Annotated in this window: 20 protein-coding genes; 7 read left to right on the top strand and 13 right to left on the bottom strand. The window is 73.0% G+C overall.

The genetic code is table 11. The annotated features are described in order from the left end of the window. Positions 1 to 28: 28 nt before the first annotated feature. Together ABD671_RS08360 and ABD671_RS08355 are read right to left on the bottom strand one after the other, a co-directional pair. Positions 29 to 1,450: a phytoene desaturase family protein gene (locus ABD671_RS08360; RefSeq protein WP_344732846.1), complete on the bottom strand. Its 1,422-nt coding sequence runs from the start codon at positions 1,448 to 1,450 to the stop codon at positions 29 to 31. Between the two features lie 42 nt (positions 1,451 to 1,492). Then, entirely contained in the window at positions 1,493 to 2,530 is a 1,038-nt protein-coding gene (locus ABD671_RS08355; protein WP_344732845.1) for an alcohol dehydrogenase catalytic domain-containing protein, read from the bottom strand. 66 nt (positions 2,531 to 2,596) lie between these two features. Here ABD671_RS08355 and ABD671_RS08350 point away from each other — a divergent pair, with 66 nt between their 5' ends. From ABD671_RS08350 to ABD671_RS08335, 4 genes are all read left to right on the top strand, one after another. Further along, on the top strand, positions 2,597 to 4,516 hold the full coding sequence (locus tag ABD671_RS08350) for a flavin-containing monooxygenase (RefSeq protein WP_344732844.1): 1,920 nt from the start codon (positions 2,597 to 2,599) through the stop codon (positions 4,514 to 4,516). Next, complete coding sequence (locus tag ABD671_RS08345; RefSeq protein WP_344732843.1) at positions 4,513 to 5,145, top strand: TetR/AcrR family transcriptional regulator; 633 nt, start codon at positions 4,513 to 4,515, stop codon at positions 5,143 to 5,145. The genes ABD671_RS08350 and ABD671_RS08345 overlap by 4 nt, the downstream gene beginning before the upstream one ends. Positions 5,146 to 5,155: 10 nt before the next feature. Further along, positions 5,156 to 6,085: an alpha/beta hydrolase gene (locus ABD671_RS08340; RefSeq protein ID WP_344732842.1), complete on the top strand. Its 930-nt coding sequence runs from the start codon at positions 5,156 to 5,158 to the stop codon at positions 6,083 to 6,085. A gap of 81 nt (positions 6,086 to 6,166) precedes the next feature. Then, a complete protein-coding gene (locus ABD671_RS08335) occupies positions 6,167 to 7,942 on the top strand; it encodes a redoxin domain-containing protein (RefSeq protein ID WP_344732841.1) in 1,776 nt (591 codons plus the stop codon). 123 nt (positions 7,943 to 8,065) lie between these two features. Here the strand turns inward: ABD671_RS08335 and ABD671_RS08330 are convergent, their stop codons facing one another. From ABD671_RS08330 to ABD671_RS08320, 3 genes are read right to left on the bottom strand one after another with little or no spacing between them, the layout of a single operon-like run. Continuing rightward, positions 8,066 to 9,301: a hypothetical protein gene (locus ABD671_RS08330; protein WP_344732840.1), complete on the bottom strand. Its 1,236-nt coding sequence runs from the start codon at positions 9,299 to 9,301 to the stop codon at positions 8,066 to 8,068. 20 nt (positions 9,302 to 9,321) lie between these two features. Further along, positions 9,322 to 9,735, bottom strand: coding sequence for a VOC family protein (locus ABD671_RS08325; protein WP_344732839.1), 414 nt, complete (start codon positions 9,733 to 9,735; stop codon positions 9,322 to 9,324). A 46-nt stretch (positions 9,736 to 9,781) separates the two neighbouring features. Then, positions 9,782 to 10,192 carry a VOC family protein gene (locus ABD671_RS08320; RefSeq protein ID WP_344732838.1) on the bottom strand — a complete coding sequence of 137 codons (411 nt, stop codon included), beginning with the start codon at positions 10,190 to 10,192 and terminating at the stop codon, positions 9,782 to 9,784. A gap of 39 nt (positions 10,193 to 10,231) precedes the next feature. On the opposite strand from ABD671_RS08320, the gene ABD671_RS08315 reads away from it, so the two are divergent. Together ABD671_RS08315 and ABD671_RS08310 are read left to right on the top strand one after the other, a co-directional pair. Then, positions 10,232 to 10,696, top strand: coding sequence for an AAA family ATPase (locus tag ABD671_RS08315; RefSeq protein ID WP_344732837.1), 465 nt, complete (start codon positions 10,232 to 10,234; stop codon positions 10,694 to 10,696). 21 nt (positions 10,697 to 10,717) lie between these two features. Then, positions 10,718 to 11,761 (top strand): zinc-dependent alcohol dehydrogenase family protein, encoded by a 1,044-nt coding sequence (locus ABD671_RS08310; RefSeq protein WP_344732836.1) that lies wholly within the window; start codon positions 10,718 to 10,720, stop codon positions 11,759 to 11,761. Positions 11,762 to 11,767: 6 nt separating this feature from the next. Here ABD671_RS08310 and ABD671_RS08305 read toward each other — a convergent pair whose 3' ends face one another. Next, a complete protein-coding gene (locus ABD671_RS08305; RefSeq protein ID WP_344732835.1) occupies positions 11,768 to 12,298 on the bottom strand; it encodes an HIT family protein in 531 nt (176 codons plus the stop codon). Position 12,299: 1 nt separating this feature from the next. Further along, complete coding sequence (locus ABD671_RS08300) at positions 12,300 to 12,608, bottom strand: putative quinol monooxygenase (RefSeq protein WP_344732834.1); 309 nt, start codon at positions 12,606 to 12,608, stop codon at positions 12,300 to 12,302. A gap of 65 nt (positions 12,609 to 12,673) precedes the next feature. Between ABD671_RS08300 and ABD671_RS08295 the strand changes: the two genes are divergently transcribed. After that, positions 12,674 to 13,150 (top strand): hypothetical protein, encoded by a 477-nt coding sequence (locus tag ABD671_RS08295; RefSeq protein WP_344732833.1) that lies wholly within the window; start codon positions 12,674 to 12,676, stop codon positions 13,148 to 13,150. Positions 13,151 to 13,169: 19 nt separating this feature from the next. Here ABD671_RS08295 and ABD671_RS08290 read toward each other — a convergent pair whose 3' ends face one another. From ABD671_RS08290 to ychF, 6 genes are all read right to left on the bottom strand, one after another. Next, positions 13,170 to 13,592: a hypothetical protein gene (locus tag ABD671_RS08290; protein WP_344732831.1), complete on the bottom strand. Its 423-nt coding sequence runs from the start codon at positions 13,590 to 13,592 to the stop codon at positions 13,170 to 13,172. Beyond that, on the bottom strand, positions 13,589 to 13,792 hold the full coding sequence (locus ABD671_RS08285) for a hypothetical protein (protein ID WP_344732830.1): 204 nt from the start codon (positions 13,790 to 13,792) through the stop codon (positions 13,589 to 13,591). The genes ABD671_RS08290 and ABD671_RS08285 overlap by 4 nt, the downstream gene beginning before the upstream one ends. Beyond that, positions 13,789 to 14,022, bottom strand: coding sequence for a hypothetical protein (locus ABD671_RS08280; RefSeq protein ID WP_344732829.1), 234 nt, complete (start codon positions 14,020 to 14,022; stop codon positions 13,789 to 13,791). Before ABD671_RS08280 ends, ABD671_RS08285 begins: the two co-directional genes overlap by 4 nt. 224 nt (positions 14,023 to 14,246) lie before the next feature. Continuing rightward, the gene (locus ABD671_RS08275; RefSeq protein WP_344732828.1) at positions 14,247 to 14,978 is read right to left on the bottom strand and encodes a TIGR02391 family protein; all 732 of its coding nucleotides are present in this window, start codon (positions 14,976 to 14,978) and stop codon (positions 14,247 to 14,249) included. Positions 14,979 to 15,017: 39 nt separating this feature from the next. Further along, positions 15,018 to 15,572, bottom strand: coding sequence for a hypothetical protein (locus tag ABD671_RS08270; protein ID WP_344732827.1), 555 nt, complete (start codon positions 15,570 to 15,572; stop codon positions 15,018 to 15,020). Positions 15,573 to 15,971: 399 nt separating this feature from the next. Then, positions 15,972 to 17,045 carry a redox-regulated ATPase YchF gene (gene ychF, locus ABD671_RS08265; protein ID WP_344732826.1) on the bottom strand — a complete coding sequence of 358 codons (1,074 nt, stop codon included), beginning with the start codon at positions 17,043 to 17,045 and terminating at the stop codon, positions 15,972 to 15,974. Positions 17,046 to 17,111 lie beyond the last annotated feature (66 nt).

Genomic DNA, 17,111 nt, shown 5'->3' with positions numbered 1-17,111 from the left:
CGCCCGAATGCGACCGGGTCACCCCAGCTCAGCCCAGCGACGCCAGCGCGCTCAGCGCGGCCCGGTGCCCGCACATCCCGTGGACGCCGGCGCCGGGCGGCGTGGAGGAGGAGCACAGGTAGAAGCCGGGCACGCCCGTGGCGTAGGGGTCGGGCCCGAACCGCGGCCGGGCGATGAGCTGCATCAGGTCGCTCGCCCCGCCGGCGATGTCGCCGCCCACGTAGTTGGGGTTCTCGGCGGCGAAGTCGGCCGGGGTGCGCACCGCCGAGGCCACGATCCGCGAGCGGAAGCCCGGCGCGAAACGCTCCACCTGGTCGAGGACGGCGTCGGTGGCATCGCCCTCGTGACCGAACGGCACGTGCCCGTAGACCCACACCGGGTGGACGCCGTCGCGGGCGCGTCCGGGGTCGGCCAACGACTGCTGGGCCACGAGCACGAAGGGCCGCTCGGGCATCCGGCCCGCGACCACGGCGGCCTCGGCCGCGGCGATCTCCTCCCAGGTGCCGCCCACGTGCACGGTGCCGGCGCGCCGCGCCGCGGGCGCCGTCCACGGGACGCCGTCGCGCACGGCGAGATCGAGCTTGAAGGCAGCCGGGCCGCGCCGGAAGCGGCGGTAGGCCCGCTCGGTGCGCGCGGGCAGCCGGCCGTCGAGCAGGGTGAGCGCGGCCTCGGGTCCGGTGTCGAGCAGCACCAGCCGTGCCGGCGGCAGGTCGGCGGCCGAGCGCACCGGATGGTCGGTGGTCACCTCGCCGCCCAGCGACTCCAGCAGCGAGACCATGGCCGCGGCGATCGACGCCGAGCCGCCGCGGGCCACCGGCCAGCCGTAGGCGTGCCCGGCCACGGTGAGCATGACCCCGACCGCGGCCGACGCCGGAGCCGAGAGCGATCCGTAGGCGTGCGCCGCCGAGCCGGCGAAGAGGGCCCGGGCCTGCGGGGTGCGCAGCCGCCGCACCAGCACCGAGGCCGGCAGCCCGGCGCGCAGCCCGAACCGCGCCAATCGCAGCGGATGCCGCGGCACGTGCACCAGCGGCCCGAGGACGTCGTCCAGCAGCGCATCGAGCCCCGGCAGCAGCGGACCGAACAGTCCGCGCCACGCGGCGGCGTCGTCCCCCAGGCCGGCGCAGGTGGCCTCGAGGTCGCGCAGCAGGACGCCGGCCGAGCCGTCGTCGAGCGGATGGGCCAGGTCGACCTCGGGGAAGCACCACTCGAGCCCGTGCTCGGCCAGCGGCAGCCGGGAGAGGAAGGGCGAGGCGACGCCGAGCGGATGCACCGCCGAGCAGATGTCGTGGGCCAGTCCGGGCAGGGTGAGCTCGGCGGTGCGGGTGCCGCCCCCGACCGTCGGCGCGCCCTCGAGCACGGTGACCCGCAGTCCGGCCTGGGCCAGCGTCACCGCGGCGGCCAGGCCGTTGGGGCCCGACCCGACGACGACGGCGTCCGCAGTGGAGGTCACGCCTCCGAGCATGTCAGCGATCGCCAAGCGAGAGACCGAGCCTCACCCCACGCGGAAGCGCACCTTGACGCAGTCGGCGGTGCGAGCGGCGATGCGTTCGTAGGCCGCGGGCGCCTGGTCGAGGTCGTAGACGTCGGTGAAGAGTCCGGTCGTCGAGAGCCGCCCGTGCCGGATCAGCGGCACCAGGTCGCTCCACGTGCGGTGCACCGGCGCGGTGGTCATGCGCAGGGTGATCGAGCGGAAGACGCCCATGAGCGCGGGCATCGGGTACGGCGCCATATCGTGCACGCCGATCACCGAGATCGTGCCGGTGGCGCGCACCGCGGCGAAGGCGTCGTCGAGCGACCGGTCGACGGCCACCGCGTCGATGACGGCGTCGGCGCCCAGCCCGCCGGTGGCGGCGAGCACGGCCTCGCCGATGCTCACGCCCTCGGGCGGCGCGAGGGGTTCGGCGCCGAAGGACGCCGCCCGGGCACGCCGTCCGGCTACCGGGTCGACCGCGAGCACCCGGCCCGCACCGAGCACCAGCGCCGAGCGGACGGCGCACAACCCCACAGCACCCAACCCGAGGACGACGACCGTGCCGCCGGGCGGGATGTCGGCACGCTGCGCGCCGGCCCACCCGGTGCCGAGGTTGTCGGTGAGCAGCAGCGCGGCCTCGTCGTCGATGCCCTCGGGCACCCGCAGCAGCTGGAAGTCGGCGGCGGGCACGGCGAGCAGGTCGCTCTGGCCACCGCCGAGTTCGCCGGAGCCGAACACCTTCGCGCCGCTGTGGCAGGCGATCGGATTGCGGGTCTGGCAGCCGGCACAGGCACCGCATCCGGCGACCGAGGCCACCAGCACGCGCTCGCCGACGTGGAACCTGCTGACCTGAGTCCCGACCTCGACGATGCGGCCGACCACTTCGTGCCCGACCGCGACCGGATAGAACGGCAGGTCGCCGTCGTAGAAGTGCAGATCGGACCCGCAGATCGCGGCCGTCTCGACCGCCACGATCGCGCCGTCCGGGCCGGGCAGCACCGGGTCGGGCACCTGCTCCACGCTCACCTGACGATGCCCCTGCACCACGACCGATCGCATGCCGGGCGACGTTAGCGGCGCCGCCGACCCTTGTCGACAGATCGGCGAGAGTGTCTACTGCACCCCGTGCGCAACCCCCACGCCGGCGTCCCGTTCACCGCGGCCGAGGTGCCCGACGACGTCCTGGCCCGGCACCTCGCCGACCTCTCGGCGCCCGCCCTGCTGGCCACCTGCGTGCACCTGCTGCCGTCGCACCGACGCGGGGAGATCCTCGACGGCGACCTACGGCCGGCCGGGGTGTTCCTCAACGAGTACCAGGGGTTCATGCCTCCTGAGCAGCAGGACGCCGTCCGCGCCCTCGCGCTCGATCTGGTCACCGCGTGGCGCGACGCCGGCTGCCCCGAGCCCGAGCCGCTCTCCCCTGCCGACCTGCACCGCCTCATGGATCTGGTCACCGGCGAGGCGGTGGCCGAGGAGTACGTGCCACTGCTGGCCGAGGAGATGGACCTCGAGGGCGTCGACCCGCGGCGTCCGGCACCGCTGCCGGGTGCGGCCGAGCTGCCGACGGTCATCATCGGCTGCGGCCTCTCGGGGGTGCTGGCCGCGATCCGGCTCCAGCAGGCCGGCGTCCCGTTCACCATCGTGGAGAAGAACCCGGGACCGGGCGGCACGTGGTTCGAGAACACCTACCCCGGCGCGCGGGTCGACGTCGGCAACCACTTCTACTGCTACAGCTTCGAGCCGGCCGACCACTGGAGCGAGTACTTCGCCCAGGCGCCGGAGCTGCGCGCCTACGTCGAGCAGGTGATGACGCGCCACGGCCTCGGCGCCCACGTGCGGTACGGCGTCGAGGCGCTGGGCGCCGATTGGGACGACGACGCCGGCACCTGGACCGTCCACCTCGACGACGGCACGACGCTGCTCGGTCGCGCCCTGATCTGCGCCGTCGGGCAGATGAACCGGCCGCTGGTGCCCGAGGTGCCCGGCAGCTTCGACGGCCCGGCGTTCCACACCGCCCGCTGGCGTCACGACGTCGACCTCACCGACCGCGACGTCGTCCTCGTCGGCGCCGGCGCCACCGGCTTCCAACTGGCCCCGGCCATCGCCGACCAGGTGCGCAGCCTGACGATCGTGCAGCGCACCGCCCAGTGGATGTTCCCCAACCCCGGCTACCACGACCGCGTCGGCCCCGGCGTCGGCTGGGCGATCCGGCACCTGCCCTTCTACGGCCGCTGGTTCCGCTTCCTCATCCTCTATCCCGGCTGCGACACCGGCCTCGCCGCCGCACGCGTCGACCCCGACTGGGCCGACCAGGAGCACAGCGTCAGCGAGACCAACGACCTCGTGCGCCAGATGTTCGGCGACTGGATCGTCAGCCAGTGCGAGGGCGATGCGGACCTCATCGCGAAGGTGCTGCCCACCTACCCACCCACCGGCAAGCGCACCCTGCAGGACAACGGTTCGTGGCTGGCCACCCTGCGGCGTCCGCACGTCGAGCTCGTGCGCGCGGGCGTCGCGGCGCTGGACGGCGACGCGGTGGTCACCACCGACGGCGCACGCCATCGCGCCGACGTGCTGGTGTGGGCCACCGGGTTCCGCACCAACGACTTCCTGCTGCCGCTGCGCATCCGCGGCAGGGACGGCGTCGACCTGCGCGCCTCGTGGGGCGACCGGCCGCGCGCGCACCTCGGCGTGACCGTGCCGGGCTTCCCGAACCTGTTCCTGCTCTACGGGCCGGCCACCAACCTGGCCAGCGGCGGCTCGATCATCTTCGCCAGCGAGTGCGAGGTCGCCCACGTGCTGGCGTGCCTGCGGCTGCTCGCCGACGCCGGTGCCCGCACGATCGAACCCACCCAGGCCGCCTACGACGACTACTACGAGCGCACGCAGGCCGAGGTCACGCAGACGGTCTGGGCCTCCCCGCACATCGAGCACAACTACTACCGCGACGCCGGCGGGCGGGTGCACGGCCTCAATCCGTGGCGCACCCTGGATTGGTGGTCGTGGACCCGCGTCGCCGACCCGGCCGAGCACGTGCTGCGATGACCGCAGCATTGCCGGAGACCGGCCAGACCACCGGCCCGACCACCGGCCCCACCGCGACCCGAGACCGCCTGCTCGACGCCGCCGAGGCGTGCCTGCGGCGCGACGGCATCCGTCGCACCACGGTCGCCCAGGTCGCCGAGGAGGCGGGGCTCTCCCGCGCCTACCTCTACCGGTTCTTCCCCGACAAGGCGACGCTGGTGTGCGCCGCGCTGATCCGCCGCGACCAGGCCTTCTGGGACGACGCCCGCGCCCGGGTGATCGCAGCGAGCGACCTCGCCGGCATGGTGGCCGAGGCGGTCGCGATCGCCCGCACCTCGCCCCTCGGGCCGCTCGCGCTGCACCTGGCCGAGAGCGAGCCCGAGGCCTACGCCGAGGTCGTCGGCACCTACGTGCACGAGGTGGTGCCCGGGATGAGCGGCTTCTGGTGCGACGTGCTGGCCGTGGCACGCGAACGCGCCTGGATGCGCGCCGACCTCGACCTCGACACCGCAGCCGAAGGGGTGCTGCGCACCGTCGTCTCGCTCGTCACGATCCCCGGACGGGCCGTCGACGCCGACGACCCGACGTCCGTGCGCCGCTACCTGCAGACCTTCCTGGTGCCGGCGCTCGCGCCGCACCCCGCCCCCTGAGGAGAGCCGTATGGACCCCGCCGCCTTCCCGAACCTCGACCCCGACCTCGCCGGCATCATCGCGGCGATCCCCGACCTCGGCGACAGCCTCGACGACCTGCCCGCCGCCCGCGCGATGCTCGCCGCGATGGCCGAGGCGGGCGGCGAGGTCGACCTGTCGGGGCTGGAGGTCGCCGACCTGCCGCTGACCGCCTACGACTCCCCCGCCTCCGTGCGGGTCTACCGGCCCAGCGGTGCCACCGCGCCGCTGCCGGGACTGCTGCACCTGCACGGCGGCGGGTTCTGCCTGGGCAGCGTCGACCTCGAGCACGCCGTGAGCGCCGACCTCGCCCGCTCGCTGGGCGTCGTCGTGGCGAGCGTGGAGTACCGGCTCGCCCCCGAGCACCCCTACCCGGCCGGCCTCGAGGACTGCTACGCGGGCCTGCGGCTGCTGGCCGAGCTGGACGGCGTCGACCCCGCGCGCCTCGGCGTCCACGGGCAGAGCGCGGGCGGCGGACTCGCGGCGGCCACCGCGCTGCTGGCCCGCGACCGGGGCGGCCCGGCGCTGGCGTTCCAGTCCCTCGGCGTCCCCGAGCTCGACGACCGGCTCGACACCCCCTCGATGCGGCACGCCGACGCGATGCCGATGTGGAGCCGGTCGCAGGGCGCGAAGTCGTGGGAGTTCTATCTCGGCGGCCAGGACGCCGACGGCTACGCCGCCCCCGCCCGCATGGCCGACCTCGCCGGGCTGCCGCCCGCCTACGTGGTGACCTGCGAGCTCGACCCGCTGCGCGACGAGGGCATCGCCTACGCCGCGCGGCTGCTGGCCGCCGGCGTGTCGGTGGAGCTGCACTCCTACCCCGGCACCTTCCACGGCGTCGAGATCGCGCAGGGCACCCCGATCGTCGAGCGCATGCGAGCCGACCTGCACGGAGCGCTGCGGCGCGGGCTGCGGGCCTGACCCGCGCCCGATCGTGTCCTGAGGGGTGGGGTCACATCCGAGCCCGGGGGGCGTGACGAACCTCCGGCGATGATGACGTCCATGGGTCCGCTGCCGCTCGCGCTCCTCGCCCTCGCCGGCGGGGTGCTCGGGGTGGTCGCGCGGCTCGTGCTGCTGCCGGCCCTGGGTGCGGTGCTGGCCGCGGTGTTGCCTCGCCGCCTCGTGCACGAGGACGACGGTGGCGCCGTCGAACCGCTGGAGGTGCCGGTCGACGATCTGCTGGGCGGTCCGGCCCGGCCGGCCCGTGACCCGCGCGACCGGCGCGAGCTGCCCGGCTGGGTGCGCGACGCCGTCCCGGCCGCGGCCGCGGCGGCGGTGCTCGCCGCCGGGGTGCTGCTGGCGCCGCGGGCCGCCGATCTCCTCGGGCTGCCCCCGGGCGCGCTGCGCGTCGTGGGAACGATCGGCGCCATCGCGCTGCTGCTCGCCGTGCTGCGTGGACGCGCGGCCACCGAGCCCTCCGTCGGCGTGCGGGAGGGCCTGGTCGCCGGGGTGCTCCTGGTGCCGGTGGCCGCACCCCTGGTGCGCTGGGCCGACGACGGCGCCCGGCTCGACGACGCCTCCGTGCTGGCCGGGACGGCGGCCCTCGCTCTCGGCGTGCTGCTCGGCCAGCTCGCCGGTGGCCGCCTCCCCCACCTGACGACGCGCTCGACCACGGCGGCCCTCGGCGTCCTCGCGATCGTGGCTGCTGCCGCGCTCGCCGCACCGGCCGCCGAGCTGCCGCGCACGACCACCCCGTCGGCAGCTCCGACGGCCGACCCCGAGGCGCCGGCCGACCCGCCGCTCGACGCACCGCTCGACCAGGACGCTCCCGGCCAGACCTACGAGCTGCTCCAGGACAGCGGCCAGCTCACCCCTTTCGCCGACCGCACGAACCGCTCGCTGTCGCGCTGCGTCCCGGCCTCCGACCAGCTGGCCCGCTGCGGTCAGGCGCCGCCGCTCGACGTCACCGGTCCGTGGTTCAACCTGCGCGGCAACCCCGCACCCACATGGGACTCGCTGCGCGGGCGGATCGTGCTGATCGACTTCACCAGCTCGGCCTGCCTCACCTGCCGCGACGACCGCACCCACCTCGCCCACTGGGCCGACGACTACGCCGCCGCCGGGCTGACGGTGATCGCCGTGCACCGGCCCGAGTACGCCGTCGAGGCCGACCCGGAGGTGCCGGCGGCGCTCGTGCGCCGCGAGGGCATCGACTACCCGCTGGTGAGCGACCCCGACGGTCGCCTCTTCGACGCCTACCGCAACCGCTACTGGCCGTCGAAGTACCTCGTCGATGCCACCGGCACGGTGCGGGCGATCCGCTTCGGCGGCGGCGGATACGCCGTGGTCGAACGCCAGATCCGCACCCTGCTGCGCCAGGCGCGCCCCGGCGTCCGGCTGGCCCCGCCGGTCGACGTCATCGACGTCGCCGCCACCTTCTCCGTCGGCCGCACCCCGACGCTGCGCACCCGGCCCGGCCAGTCCGGCTACCACGGCAGCCCCGACTACCTGAGCAGGGACACCACCAGCTACGCGGTCGACATCAGCCAGCCGCCCGACACCTTCAGCCTCGGCGGCTACTGGGACGTCGCCCAGGACGGCATCACCGCTCGCCGCGACGCCGAGCTGCGGCTGCACTACCACGCCAACGAGGTCTGGCAGCTGCTCGGCGGCACCGGCACGGTGACCCTCACGCGCGGCGACGAGCCACCCCGCACGATCCGCATCTCCGGCGTCCCACGGCTGTACCGGCTCACCCGGGACGCCGGCTTCCAGGACGCCGTCGTCACGCTGCGGTACTCGGCGGGGGTGTCGAGCTACGGGTTCTCGTTCGGGTAGGGCCGGCGCTCTGAGTCACCGGGCGCCCGGTGACTCTGTCGTTGGTCAGCTGAAGTTTCGTACGCCCACCGCCAGACTCACCTGACCAATCGGGGCTGATCCGGTCGGCGGCCGGACGCGGGCTCACACGGATCCATCGCGGAAGGCTGCGTCGCCGCGCCTCCACCGCAGCAGTCGCAGTCGTCCGCGCACGTGGATGGTCAGCAGCACCACCCCGGGCAGCGCGAACACGACCGCCCAGGGCTGCCAGGTGCCGCAGAGCAACCCGACCACCAGCAGGAACGGGAGGGCGGCGTCCAGCAACGCGGACGCCGCGACGGACACCCCGCCTTCCTCCTCGGTGTCGAGCCCCCATCGGCGCCCCGGGCCCTCGCCGGCGCGCCACGGCTCGAGGCGCCAGAGTCCGGGCACGTCGGCCATGGGCGTCGGATCGAGCTCGACCCGGATGCCGACCTCGGCACACACCCGCTGGAACTCACCGGGATCGGTCGCCCATCCGCCCTCGAGGCGGCCGAGGTCGCGACCCGCGACGTCGCTGAGGAGGATCGACTCCGGCGTCACCCGTGCGGCGGCGACGCCGCCGGCAGCCGGACCCGGGAACCAGGTTTCGCCGCCGTGGTGGATCTCGATGATCCGCCGAGGTCCGATCAGGAGCGCAGCCGCGGTGCGCTGGGTGCGCGCGTCGGGGTGGGTCGGCGCGAGACGACGGACGCCGTCGGTGCCCGGCAGACCTTCGGGCGAGGTCGTCATCGCCGCGAGCGCGCGCCGGCGCAGCCGGTCGACGATGCGGGCCGGACCGACGATCAGCGCCGTCGCGAGGAGGACGACGGGCACCAGGAGCGCCGGCTCGACAGCGAGCGCCACGACCGCGACGACGCTGAGCAGCGTCAGTGCGAGGGTCAGGCGCGCCACTGCCGCACGAGCACCGTCGTCGGGCAGACGAGGGCCGATCACCGGCAGGCGAGCGGTCAGGGCGACGGCGTCGTCGCGCGACGCCTCGATCCGCAGGCCGAGTGCGGTGGCGATCGCGGCGGCGCCGGAGGTCACGAGGTCGGTGTCCGGGTCGACCAGCGCCGAGGGGGACACCAGGTAGCGCTCCAGGGCCAGGACGGCGAGCGGGCCGTCGGCACCGACGAGCACGAGTCGCGGACGCAGCGGATCGGCGGTCACCAGGACGATCCGACGCACGGTGCGGGCTTCGGCGAGCACGCGGGCACGCGGTCCGTCGCCGACGAGCACGGCGCCACGTTCGTCGACATGGATCTGCTGGTGACGCACCGCCTCGATGCCGAGGCCGCGGCCCGTGGCCGGGAACAGGCGGGGCTCGCGGGTCGGTGACACGACCTTCGGTGCCCGCACGCCGTCCCGGCGAAACCCGCTCAGAGCACCGAGGCGCCGATCGGCCCGGGGTTGTAGGCGACCTCCCACCGGACGCCGTCGGGGTCGGCGAAGTAGCCGGAGTAGCCGCCCCAGTCGCGGCGCGCCGCCGGACTGACGACCGAGGCGCCGGCGGACGCCGCCTCCGCCAGCACCCGGTCGACGCCTTCGGGGGTGGCGACGTTGTGGGCGAGGGTGAAGGGCAGTGCGCCCTCGGTGCGGCCGATCGGACCCAGCTCGGCCTCGGCGGCGTCCTGCTGCCACAGGGAGAGGACGACCTTGTCGGCCACCGGGATCATCAGCACCTCCGCGGGCGCCTCGAGGGCCACCGGCCAGCCGAGACCCTCGACGTAGAAGCGCCGACTCGCGGCGAGATCGCGCACGACCAGGGTGACGAAGCTGAGGCGGGGGTCCATGCGGCCCGAGGTTAGTGGTCGCGCAGGCGCCGGGGCGTGACGCAGCTCAGACGACCTCGGCGAACTGGACGACGTTGCCCTCGGGGTCGAAGCCGTCGAGGCGTCGCAGACCGCGGAAGGTCCACGCACTGTCCTGATCGCGGGTGCCGCCGCCGAGCTCGGCCGCGCGGACGGCGGCCTCCGCGAGCGAGGCGACGACGAACACCGGCTTGAGGGCGGCGTCCTCCTGCAGCCTCGGCGGCGAGCCGACGGTCAGACGGGCGGCGATCTCGGCGGGGATGGCCACGACGCTCAGCTCGCAGGAGGTGTCGGCGAGGGTGACGAAACCCGGTCCGCGTTCCACCTCGGCCAGGTCGAGCACGCCGCGGTAGAAGGCGACGAGCCGGTCGAGGTCGACGGCGTAGACCGCGAGGCCGACGAGTGCGGGCCGGGTCGGGGGCGGGGTGGTGGACGGCACCGGCCCAGCGTCCCAGAGCCGGGCGCGATACTGGGCCGCATGCCACGCGCCCTCGTCACCGGCATGTCGGGCGCCGGCAAGTCGACCCTCCTGGCCGAGTTGGCGCGCCGCGGCCACCGCACGATCGATACCGATCACGACGGCTGGACCACGCCGGACGGACGCTGGGACGAGGCCCGGATGACCGCGTTGCTGGCCGAGGCCGACCACGTGATCGTCTCCGGAACGGTCGAGAACCAGGGCTCGTTCTACGACCGCTTCGCCGCCGTCGTCCTGCTCAGCGCTCCGCTGGAGGTGCTGCTCGAGCCGGTCGCGCACCGCTCCACCAACCCCTACGGACGCACCCCGGCCGATCGCGCCGAGATCACCCGCTACCACGCCGAGGTCGAGCCGCTGCTGCGTCGCGGTGCGAGCCTCGAACTCGACGGACGCCGTCCGGTGGCGGATCTCGCGGACGCCGTTGAGCAGGCGCTGCGCACTGCAGGCACCGATCGACCGCGCTGATGCTCGTGCCACGATGACCGGATGCGAGCCATGGTCGTCGACGGTGTGCGGGCCCGGCCCGAGGTGCGCGAGGTGCCCGACCCGACGGCGCCCGTCGGCGGCGTCGTCGTACGGGTGCTCGCCACGGGGCTGTGCCGCTCGGACTGGCACGCCTGGGCCGGGCACGACACGATCGCGTTCCCGCACATCCCGGGCCACGAGCTGGCCGGCGAGGTCGTCGCGCTCGGCGAGGGCGTGGCCCGGTGGAGCGTCGGCGACCGGGTGACCGTGCCGTTCGTGTGCGGCTGCGGCCGCTGTGCGTGGTGCCGTCAGGGCGACGCCCAGGTCTGCCCCGACCAGCAGCAGCCCGGCTTCACCCACGACGGCTCGTTCGCCGAGTTCGTCGTCCTGCACGCGGCCGACACGAACCTGGTGGCGGTGCCGGACGGCGTCCCGATGGCCGCGGCGGCCGCGCTCGGCTGCCGCTTCGCGACGGCGTACCGGGCCCTGGTCGCGCGGGCGCGGCTGCAACCGGGTGAGTGGCTGGCGGTGGTGGGGGCCGGAGGGGTCGGGCTGAGCGCGGTGATGATCGCCCGCGCGCTCGGCGCCCAGGTGGTCGTGGTCGATCGGCATGCCGGTGCGCTCGCCGCGGCCCGCGCGCTCGGGGCCGAGCACACAGTGCTGGCCGAGCCCGGTGTCGACGTACCGGGCCGGATCACCGACCTCACCGACGGCGGAGCACACGTCGCCGTCGACGCGGTGGGGCACGCCGAGACGGCGGCGTCCGCGATCCTCGGTCTGCGACGGCGGGGCCGGCACGTGCAGATCGGCCTGCTGCCGCCGATCGACGGCCACCCGCGCATGCCGATGGACCGGGTGATCGGCTGGGAGCTCGACCTGCTCGGCAGCCACGGCATGGCCGCCCGCGACTATCCCGCGCTCCTCGATCTCGTCGCCACCGGCGCCCTGCGGCCCCAGGATCTCGTCGAACGCACCATCAGCCTGGGCGAGGCCGCCGACCTGCTCCCGCGCTTCGAGGACGCCGAGGTGGCCGGCATGACGATCATCGATCCGACCCTGACCTGAGGCGGTTCACGCTCCACGCTCGAGGTCGGGCGGGTCGAACCGGAACTCCTCAGAGTCGCGACGCTGCAGGACCTCGGCGGTGAGGTCGGCGCGGAGGGCGTTGTGGGCTGGGCCGAGGGCGTGCGCCGGATCGCGCCAGTGCAAGGGGTCGTACCCCCATACCGGATGCCCGACGATCGCCGCCGGCTCCCACTCGTAGCGGGGCCAGATGTGGCAGTGCAGGAACGCGTCGGTGTTGCCGAGGATCTCGATGTTGACCCGGCGGAACCGCGGGTCGCGTCGACGGCACACCGCTTCGACGGCGTCCGCGAGCAGGTCGACATCGGCGAGGAAGCGCAGCCGCTCGGGGCGCGGCAGGTCGGAGAGACGATCGACGCCGGGGGTCTTGGTGAGGGCGAGCGCGTAGCCGGGCAGGAACTGGACGTCGCCGATGACGGCGTAGGCGGCCGCGAGCTCGGCGAGCACCGTCGGATTGCGGCCCTCGATCGCGGCCCGGATGCGGTCGTGACGCCAGTCCTCCGGCTCGATGCTCGGCACCTCAGGCGCCTCCCCGCAGCGGCGACCCGACGACGTCGAAGCGGAACCCGCCGAACTCACCCGACAGCAGCGGCCGGGCGGCGGCGATCGACTCCTGCACCTCGGGCAGTTCGAGCGACGCGCGGTGCGCCTCGGCGGAGGTCCACAGCTCGACGACGAAGACCGTGTCGGGGTGCTCCTCGCTGACCCCCACCTCGTAGAGCAGGCAGCCGACCTCGGCGAGCGCCGTGCTTGGGCGGGTCAGATGGGCGACGAGCTCGTCGCGCCTGCCGGGCAACGCGCCGAGGGTTCCTGCGTTCGCGAAGGTCATGGGACGACGGTAGGGGTGGGCACCGACAACGGAACGCAGCGAGCCTCGCGTGCTTCACTCGATCCGTGAGATCCGTGCTCCCGACTCTCGGCTGGGGCCTCGCTCTGGCCGTCGTCGCCTCGGGCTGCTCGGCCGGAGCGCCGATCGAGACAGCTGCACCTCCGCCGGCGGTCGGCGGGGCGGAGGCACCCGGAGCGCCGGTCGACGTGTGGCGCACCGGCACCCTCAGCGTGCTCGGGAGCCCCGGCGCAGCCTCCTGCCTGGTGCTGACGACCCCGCATGGACGCTTCCAACTGATCTCCGGCGACGGCCGCTGGGTACCGCACACGGCGTTCCGCAACGGCCGCGTCGACACCGCCGCGAGCGGCTTCCAGCGCGGCACCGGTCAGGCGGTGCTCCCCGGCGTCGTCTATCCGGCGGGCTCACGGGTCCGGGTCTACGGACACACCGGGATCGAGCCCGGCGTCGTCGTCCGGCAGCACTGCCCCACGGACGTCGTCCCGGACTTCCTCACCGACTACCGGGTCACCGCGGCCCGCTGACGACTCGTCGCGATGCGCCTCACGACCATCTCCACCGCACCGGCACCCGCCCGCCGCCGTTGATCGCCCGCACCCGACGGACGACGCGGAGGAGGTTGCGTGTGCGCTCGACCCGTTCGTGACCCGCACCGTCGACGATCACGATCACCCACGGCACGACCCCGGCCAGGCGGGCCAGGACGACGACAGGCACGAGGAGCACCACGAGCGTGACCTCGACCGGCAACAGCAGGGCGGCGAACACGACCACGAGGACAGGCGCGGCGACCAGGATCAGGATCCACAGCCCCAGGCCGACGAGGAAGCCACCGACGTCAGTCAGGTCGAACATCGGGTCGGCGTCGCGCAGGGTCGACGCCTTCATCACCCGCGGGCGCACCCGCCACGGGAACACCCGGACCAGCAAGAAGGCCGACCCCGAGGGCAGGGCCATCTCCTTCATCGACGCACCGGAAGCAGGTGGCAGGAGATCTCGACGCCGAACCCGTGGTCTACACCGTGGCCGTCCTCGTCCCACTCCAACGCCTCCTCGATGTCGAGATCGCGAAGCACGTAGCCCGCGTCACCGAAGCGAACGAGCACCTGGACGTAATCCTCAGGGTCGTGGTTCGCCAGCGCCTCGATCAGGTCCTTGACGTTCACGCCGACACCGCCATCTCACGCGCCGACTGGCCGAGCAGCTCAACGGCGTGAGCCACCATGCGCGACACCGCGTGGTGGTCGATGGCGGCCTCAGCCGCCGGCTGGGTGATGCCGTAGTCGTACGACATGTCGGCCTCGACGAGCAGCTCGGTGAGCTCGCCCATGATCCGGTCGGCCAAGGTGTCGGCCACGACGGCGATGTCAGCGGCGACCTCGATGCTGGTCTTCATGTTGTCCTCCTTGGTGGTTGGCCTCGGTGTTGAGGCGCGGCACCAAGGTGCACGAGGTCGGCAGGCGACCGCTGGTTACTACAGGGACAGGGGACTTCCTTGACGGATCAGGCACTCGCACCTACCGCAAGCGTGGAATCGCCCATCGAGGCCAGCGATTCCGCCTCCGAGAGGGTCGAAATTCTCTCGGCTCGCGAGACGACCGTCTCGGCACTCGGGAAGTGTCACGCCTCCAATACGTCGGCCTGATCGACCCAGCGGGCCAGCAGGCTGAACGCTGCGAGCTGCTCTAGGGCGAGCTGTTCCTCGCCGCCGTCGTGCGGCACGTGCACGCCGGGATTGCGGATCGCCGCATAGAGGCCCTCTGCGAAGGCGCGGGCGCCTCGGTGGAGGTTTTCGTACGTCTTGCTGCCGTCGTTCTCCATCAGCCGCAGGCGCGGAGCACCCTCGGTCGGATCGTTGAGAGAGAAAGCTTGGTTGAACAGGTCCGTCTCCGACACGTCCATACGGCTCAGCTTGGCTTGGGTTTCTGCGTTGACGCGGATCGCCGCCTGCATCACGGCTTGGTGGTAGTGCCCGGTGTTCCAGTAGCTCTTGCCGTTCTCCCACGCCCACGGGTGGAGATTGGCCGCGTCCATGTCCGGCGCGTTGTCGCCGAGCTTCTCGACCAGCTCAGCCTGCCGTTGGAGCGCCGCCTTGGCCCGCGAGGCTTGGTCCCGGAGCCAGCTGTACTTAGCGTCCTTCTCGGGGGCGTCCTTGCGCCAGCCGGGCAAGACGCGGTCGAGGATCTGCTCCACCACGTGCGCCCGCGCCGAGGCGTCCGTATTAGTCCCGCGCATGTGCCCGCCCGCGATGAACACGCCCGAGCCGGGTCGGTTGTTGTAGGCCACCTGATCCGTCACGTGGAGGAACGCGTCGATCTCCTTGATCGCCCAGTCAACGTCGAGCTTCGCCATGCAGGCCATTGTGCAGGAGCGCCCCGACAGCACCGCGGCTCAGGCGAGTGGCCGAATCCGCTGCACTACCTGTGGCTTCTCCCAGCCGTGCTTGGCGTACAGGTTCTCGATGTTGCGCTCGGCAGCCGCTTGGAGCTTCGCTGCCGCGTCAGCATCGAACCCAACCGCTCGGAAGCGGCGCAGGTTGCTTCCGAGCGCCTGCGCCCACTGCTGGTAGGGGTCGAGGTTGGCCAGCCGCTGGTCGACGCTGTCGCCGTCCTGCGCCGCCTCCATCACCTGGCGACCCAGCAGGGCGCCGAGGTTCCTCTCCGCGTCCAGCCAAGTGTCGAGGCCCTTCCACCCGTCCAACTCGTCCACGAGGGCGATGGTCGCGATCCGGAAGTTGGCGAGCCGGTCGCCCAGCGGCTCCACCGACGGGTCGAAGCCGATGAACCGCTGGACCGCCGTCTGCACGCCGGACCAGAGCGCGCTGGCGGCTGCCTTGCGGGAGTGCTCCAGAGCTTGGCCCGATCGCCGGTAGGTGAGGACCAGCGCTGTGATGGCAACGGCGAGGGAGCCAGCCGAGAGCAGGATCGGCAGAACCTTGAGCAGCATGGGCAGATCGTCCCACGCAGGCCCGGCAGTTCACCCGGACCGCCGCAATGGTGCGATCCGGCTCGCTACTTCATCGCGCAGTGGGCCACGACCCCGAGCCGCGCCACTCCCGCTCGTGGCCAGGCTTCCAGACGAAGCCACTTGGATCGGCCACTGCAAGCGCGACGTCGCGCGGCCGAATCCGCATGTCATCCCAGACAGACGGGTCCCAGACGCCGAGGTCCCGAGCCCTGCTTTCCATCTCCTCGGCTGAAGCGCCGACGATCAGCAACGTGACGGCGTCGCAGCCGTCAATCGGCTCTCCCCCGGACACGAACCCGACACCGTATCGGCCAGTGACTGATTGCGCTTCCAGAAAGCCATGCGCCGAATCTACTTCCTGTGGACCAGCACGGACCGTCACACGTTGAAGCGGAACTCCACGACGTCCCCGTCGGCCATGACGTAGTCCTTGCCCTCCATGCGCACCTTGCCGGCTTCGCGGGCCTTGACCATCGAGCCCGCGGCGACGAGGTCGTCGAAGGAGACGATCTCGGCCTTGATGAAGCCCTTCTGGAAGTCGGTGTGGATGACGCCGGCGGCCTCGGGGGCGGTGGCGCCCTTCTTGATCGTCCAGGCGCGGGCCTCCTTGGGCCCGGCGGTGAGGTAGGTCTGCAGGCCGAGGGTGTCGAAGCCGACGCGGGCCAGCACGTTGAGGCCGGGCTCGGTGACGCCGGCCTCGGCGAGGAACTCCGCGGCCTCCTCGTCGTCGAGCTCGATCAGCTCGGACTCGAACTTGGCGTCGAGGAAGATCGCCTCGGCGGGCGCGACGATCTCGCGCATCTTCGCCTTGAGGTCCTCATCGGCCAGCTCGTCGGCGTCGCAGTTGAAGACGTAGATGAACGGCTTGGCCGTCAGCAGCGACAGCTCGCGCAGCAGGGTGCGGTCGATCGAGGTGGCGATGATCGGGGTGCCGGCCTCCAGCGCCTCCTTCGCCTCCTTCGCGGCCTCGAGGTTGGCGGCGAGCTCCTTGACCTTGCGCGCCTCCTTCTCCAGCCGGACGACGGCCTTCTCGACCGTCTCGAGGTCAGCGAGGATCAGCTCGGTCTGGATGGTCGAGATGTCGTTGGCGGGGTTCACCTCGCCGTCGACGTGGGTGACGTCCTCGTCGCGGAACACCCGGGTGACCTGGCAGATCGCGGCCGACTCGCGGATGTGCGCGAGGAACTTGTTGCCCAGACCCTCGCCCTGCGAGGCGCCGCGCACGATGCCGGCGATGTCGACGAACTCGACCGTGGCCGGCAGCTGCCGCTCGGAGGAGAAGATCTCCGCCAGCTTCCCCAGCCGCTCGTCCGGCACGCCGACGACGCCCACGTTCGGCTCGATCGTGGCGAACGGGTAGTTCGCGGCGAGCACGTTGTTCTTGGTCAGGGCGTTGAAGAGCGTGGACTTCCCCGCGTTCGGGAGGCCGACGATGCCGATGGTGAGTGCCACGGCCGGGCAATCTACCGTCCGGGACGCCGTCGTCCGTCATCGCCGGAAGCGGGCGCGACCGGCGAC

The sequence above is a fragment of the Nocardioides fonticola genome (assembly GCF_039536805.1).
GTDB lineage: Bacteria > Actinomycetota > Actinomycetes > Propionibacteriales > Nocardioidaceae > Nocardioides > Nocardioides fonticola.
The sequence above is the reverse complement of the archived record's forward strand: the minus strand, read 5'-3'. Positions and strand labels throughout refer to the sequence as shown.